General features: G+C 74.6%; 5 protein-coding genes. 2 read left to right on the forward strand and 3 right to left on the reverse strand.

Annotation, left to right across the window (positions count from 1 at the left end):
• Positions 1 to 106: 106 nt before the first annotated feature.
• Entirely contained in the window at positions 107 to 1,039 is a 933-nt protein-coding gene (locus tag FNX44_RS24010) for a pyridoxamine 5'-phosphate oxidase family protein (protein WP_143651013.1), read from the reverse strand.
• A 95-nt stretch (positions 1,040 to 1,134) separates the two neighbouring features.
• On the reverse strand, positions 1,135 to 1,422 hold the full coding sequence (locus FNX44_RS24015) for a dsRBD fold-containing protein (RefSeq protein ID WP_143651015.1): 288 nt from the start codon (positions 1,420 to 1,422) through the stop codon (positions 1,135 to 1,137).
• A 388-nt stretch (positions 1,423 to 1,810) separates the two neighbouring features.
• On the opposite strand from FNX44_RS24015, the gene FNX44_RS24020 reads away from it, so the two are divergent.
• Together FNX44_RS24020 and FNX44_RS24025 are read left to right on the forward strand one after the other, a co-directional pair.
• Positions 1,811 to 3,286: a bifunctional aminoglycoside phosphotransferase/ATP-binding protein gene (locus FNX44_RS24020; protein ID WP_143651017.1), complete on the forward strand. Its 1,476-nt coding sequence runs from the start codon at positions 1,811 to 1,813 to the stop codon at positions 3,284 to 3,286.
• A 285-nt stretch (positions 3,287 to 3,571) separates the two neighbouring features.
• The gene (locus tag FNX44_RS24025) at positions 3,572 to 4,078 is read left to right on the forward strand and encodes a flavodoxin domain-containing protein (protein WP_143651018.1); all 507 of its coding nucleotides are present in this window, start codon (positions 3,572 to 3,574) and stop codon (positions 4,076 to 4,078) included.
• A 31-nt stretch (positions 4,079 to 4,109) separates the two neighbouring features.
• Here FNX44_RS24025 and FNX44_RS28260 read toward each other — a convergent pair.
• On the reverse strand, positions 4,110 to 4,658 hold a 549-nt coding region (locus tag FNX44_RS28260), incomplete at its 5' end, for a hypothetical protein (RefSeq protein WP_323369635.1).

Raw genomic sequence — 4,658 nt, forward strand, 5'->3', positions numbered from 1 at the left:
GTGGGGGCCGGGCTCTGTCCGAAGGGTCCAGGTGGCCCCGGTACCGCCCGGACTCGCGACGAGAACAGACCGGAAAAGCTGCGGTGCGAGGCGGCGCCGGCGTCGTTCAGCGGTCGTCGGCCTGGGTGATGCGGCGGCCGGTCAGGCGGGTGGGCCGGATCGAGACCCACAGGTCGCGCTCGCCGCCGGCCCAGGGGGTGGTGTGGACGCGCCGACTGAGATCGCGCACGGTCTCGGGGTCGGTCACGGCGGCGGCGGGCCCGACGGCGAGCACGCTCCAGCCCTGGCTCAGGGCCGCGTCGACGTGGTCGACCTCGAACGCGACGTCCGTGCCGACGGCCTTCGCCGGTGCCGAGCCGGGGGTGGTGCGGAAGACGATGGTGTCCTCCAGGAGGTCGTAGTTCACCGGATAGACGGCGGGGCTCCCCTCCGGCGTGGTCACCGCGACGCGTCCCACTCCGTGACCGGCGAGCAGCGCGCGGCACTCCTTCGGATCGAGATCGCGGAGCCGAGGGTGTCGCAGGGCTCTGCCCTGGGCCGGTGGGGCGTCGGCGCCTCCGCCGCGCAGCGCGGCGACCGTGGTGCCCAGCGCGTCGGACAGCCGGATGAGCGTCGCGGGGGTCGGTGCGGCCGGGTGTTCCTCGATGTACCTCAGGTACTCCGGTGACACTCGTGCGCGGCGCGCGGTCTCCTCCCGGGTGAGCCTGCGGCGTCTGCGTTCGGCGGCCACCCGCCGTCCGATGTCGCCTGGCCCGACTCCGACCGGGACGGTCGCGGTCGGCGTCGGCACCGGTACCGGTACCCCTGAGGCGTCCGGGCGGCCGGGCTCGGTGCGGGCGTGCTGCGGATGGTGCTCGAGGTGGTGGACGTGCGCGTCGGGGCCGGGGAAGACGAGGGTCACGTCTCCGGTGTCGGACCAGCGCACGTCGTAGGGGGGTGTGCCGTCGTCGTGGCGGAGCCCGATGATCTCCCCGTCGCGGCCGGGTTCCCCGGCCCGCTGGCTCTTGATGACAAGTTGGTCACCGAGATGCGCTCGCATGACCGTCGTCCTTCCTGGCGAGTGGGGTGTGCGCCCGCCGCGTGCTCGGTGGGCGAGGACAGCCCCGTACCGGGTCCGCGTCGGGCGGGCGTCGGTCACATCGGCCAGCCGGTGAGCTGGCGGCGGGGCGGCCGGCTGGCGCCCATGCCCTCGATGTCCTTCTCCGCGATGTCCAGCAGCTTGCGCGCGAGGTTGTCCATCGCCCGGCCGGCGGCGAGTTCGTCGCCGATCTCGGGTACGTCGGTGTCCGTCGGGTGGCAGTGCGCCGTGCCGTGGCCGGTGAGGGTGGTGGTGCCGGTGTCCAGGACCACGCGTGCGGTGGTTGTCCCCCGGTCGTCCTCGAAGAGGTGGAGTCGGATCTTCCATTCCGCGGTGTGTGCCATCGTTCTTCTCCTCGGTGGGAGCGGCGTCTTCCCAGCGTCTTGCCATCGTCCGCCCGGGGCAGGCCCCGGGCACAGGGCCGAACGTCCCGGTGGGGCCGACTTCCGTCCCGGACGCCGCCGGTCCCGGCGTGCGAGGGGCGCACGCTTCGCCGGCGTGCGGGGCGGCCGATCCTGCGGTAGTCCTCGAAGGGGGACCTCCGGTGCTGCGCGGACGCACCGCGCGGGTCCGGTCGCCCCTCGTGTCCTGCCCCGCGCGGAACGAAAGGGCCCGACGCCATGCGATCCCTCCCCCTCGTACTCACGGTGAGACCGCGCGGTGCCCGAGTCGTCGTGGTCGCCGGTCCTCGTGGCTGAGGGCGGCCGTCGCGGCGCGCCGGGGCGGGCCGCGGTGAGCGAGACGCACACCGCTGTGGTCTTCTTCGCCGACGACCGCGTCTACAAGGTGAAGAAGCCGGTGGAGCTGGGTTTTGTCGACTACCGCACGGTGGCCGCCCGTCGTGCCGCGTGCGAACGCGAACTGGCCCTCAACCGCCGCTTCTCCCCCGACGTGTACCTGGGCCTCGGCGAGCTGCGCGCTCCGGAGTGCGCCGAGCCCGAACCGCTTGTGGTGATGCGACGTATGCCGGACGACCGTCGGCTGGCCCGCCTGGTGCGGGACGGGGCCGACGTCGAGGAGGACCTGCGTGCGCTCGCGCGGGAACTGGCGGTGTGGCACGCCCGGGCGCCGCGCGGCCCGGACGTGCTGCGCGAGGGCACGCGGGACGCGCTCGCCGGACGCTGGGAGGACAGCTTCGCGCAGGCCCGGGCGCTTGCCGAGGACGGCCCCGTCGCGGACGGCGTGGCGGAGGTCGCACACCTGGTGCGCCGCTATCTGGCCGGTCGGAAGCCGCTGTTCGACAGCCGCCTTGAGGCGGGGAGGGTGGTGGACGGCCACGGGGATCTGCTGGCCGAGGACGTCTTCTGCCTGGCCGACGGGCCCCGGGTGCTGGACTGCCTGGAGTTCGACGACCGGCTCCGCTACGTCGACGGCCTGGACGACGCGGCCTTCCTCGCCATGGATCTGGAACGGCTCGGCGCGCCCGAGGCGGCGGCGTACTTCCTCGCCAGGTACGGGGAGTTCGCCGGTGATCCCGCGCCGCCTTCGCTGTGGCACCACTACGTCGCGTACCGCGCGTTCGTGCGCGCGAAGGTGTCGCTGGTGCAGGCACGGCAGGGCGCGTCCGACGCGGAGCCGACCGCCCGGCGGCTGGTGGACCTGACGCTGCGGCATCTGCGGAGGTCCGCTGTGGTGTTGATCCTGGTCGGCGGACTGCCCGGCACGGGCAAAAGCACCCTCGCGGGGGCGCTCGCCGACCGGCTGGGGCTGACGCTGCTGAGCAGCGACCGGCTGCGGAAGGAGTTGGCGGGCATCCCGGTGGAGCGGTCTGCGGCGGCCGGGTACCGGGAGGGACTGTACGCACCGGAGTGGACGGCCAGGACGTACGCCGCGCTGCTGGAGCGGGCCTTCGCGCTGCTGTCGTCCGGGGAGTCGGTGGTGGTGGACGCGAGCTGGTCCGACGTCGGCCTGCGGGCTGCGGCCGCCCGTACGGCCGGGCGGGCGGCCGCCGAGCTGGTAGCGCTGCGTTGCCAGGCGCCCGCCGAGGTGACCGCGTCCCGGCTGGCCGGCCGCCACGGCGGCGCCTCGGACGCCGACGCCGCGATCGCCGCCGCCATGGCCCCCGACGAACCGCCGTGGCCCGAGGCGGTGCCCGTCGACACCGGAGGTCGGCCGCAGGACTCGCTGGCGCGGGCGTTGGCCGCCGTACGCCCGTGGGACGACGGGCGCGGCCCGGCGTTCCGCCGCCCCGGTGCGGAGCCGGGGTGAGCCGCCGGGCGACGGGCTGCGTGGGGTTCCGTGGGGTTCCGTGGAGAAGGGCCCTTCGGCCCTACCGCCGGGCGACGCGGACTGGTGTCCTGGAGGTGAGCCGAAGGCGGAACAAGGACACGGAGAAGCGGAGTGACACCGCGCACCGTGCGATCCGGGCCCGCGAGAAGTGGGCGGCCTTCGGCTCGCTCCTCGCGCGCCCGGCCGGACGGGAACGCCCTCGTCGACCGGCCGCACGGCCGGGCGGGCGTGTCGCCCGGTGGACGATCCGGGAGGAGGGTCATCGTGGACGTCCTGGTCGGCTACGCGAGCGCACACGGTTCCACCCGGGAGATCGCCGAACGCCTCGGCGACGTGCTGCGGGGGGCGGGGCTGGGGGTGGAGGTCCGGGAGATGGCGCGGGTCGACGACGCCCGGGCGTATCGGGCGTTTGTCCTCGGCAGCGCGGTGCACGGTCAGCGGTGGCTCGATCCGGCGCTCGGGTTCGTCCGGGAGAACCTGGGCGTTCTCGCCGACCGACCGGTCTGGCTCTTCAGCGTGGGCATGCCGGCGGCGCTGCGCGGGCCGTGGAGGAGGCTCGCTCCCAAGGAGGTGCCGGTCATCGAGGAGGCGCTCGGCGGCCTGCCGCGCCGGGAGCACCGGCTGTTCTCCGGGGTGGTCTCGCCGGCGCTGCTTCCCCGGCGCGGGCGGCTGTTCTTCCGGCTGGTCGGCGGCCGCTTCGGTGACTACCGGGACTGGGCGGCCGTGGAGTCCTGGGCGGCGGAGATCGCCGGGGCGCTGAGCGCCGAATGACCCGTCGGGCCCGGGCGTGCGCGGCCGGGCCTCAGAAGCGGGCGGTGGAGACGACGTAGGCCTGGGGGCGTTCGGGTCTGGTGAGGTCGACGGTGACGGCGACCTCGGGGCGGTGTTCCGGCAGGTCGACGGTGGCGGAGGCGAAGCTGCGGCCGGCGGAGCGGAGGTCCCAGCCGACGACGTCGGCCCGCGCGTCGCTGATGGACCGGCCCGGGGTGAGGTCCGACCTGGTGAGGCCGAGGGTGGCGAGGAAGTCGTCGAGCCGTTCCGGGGAGGTGCGGAACTGCACGTACAGGGAGCTTTCCCGCCAGCTGTTCGTCTCGAAGTAGGCGACGTAGGTGGAGCGGGACGGGATCGGCACTTCGTAGATGCGGCGGGTGACCCGGCTCGGCCAGTCCCAGACGAGGCTGGTGGCGGAGGCGATCTGCTGCTTGTCCTTGCCGCTGTCCCGGCTCTGGTGGGCGGAGAGCACGAGGTAGCCGGCCGGCAGGGCGACCAGGAGGACGACCACGACGGCGGTCACGAGGCGGCGCAGCGGTGAGGCGGCGGGGGACGGCGGGCCGGTCGGACCGCCGTCCCC

The sequence above is a fragment of the Streptomyces alkaliterrae genome (assembly GCF_007097205.2).
Lineage (GTDB): Bacteria > Actinomycetota > Actinomycetes > Streptomycetales > Streptomycetaceae > Streptomyces > Streptomyces alkaliterrae.

Coding starts and splice junctions, on each gene's coding strand:
- FNX44_RS24015 (WP_143651015.1), bottom strand. CDS start 1,422: ATGGCACACACCGCGGAATGGAAGATCCGACTCCACCTCTTCGAGGAC.
- FNX44_RS24010 (WP_143651013.1), bottom strand. CDS start 1,039: ATGCGAGCGCATCTCGGTGACCAACTTGTCATCAAGAGCCAGCGGGCC.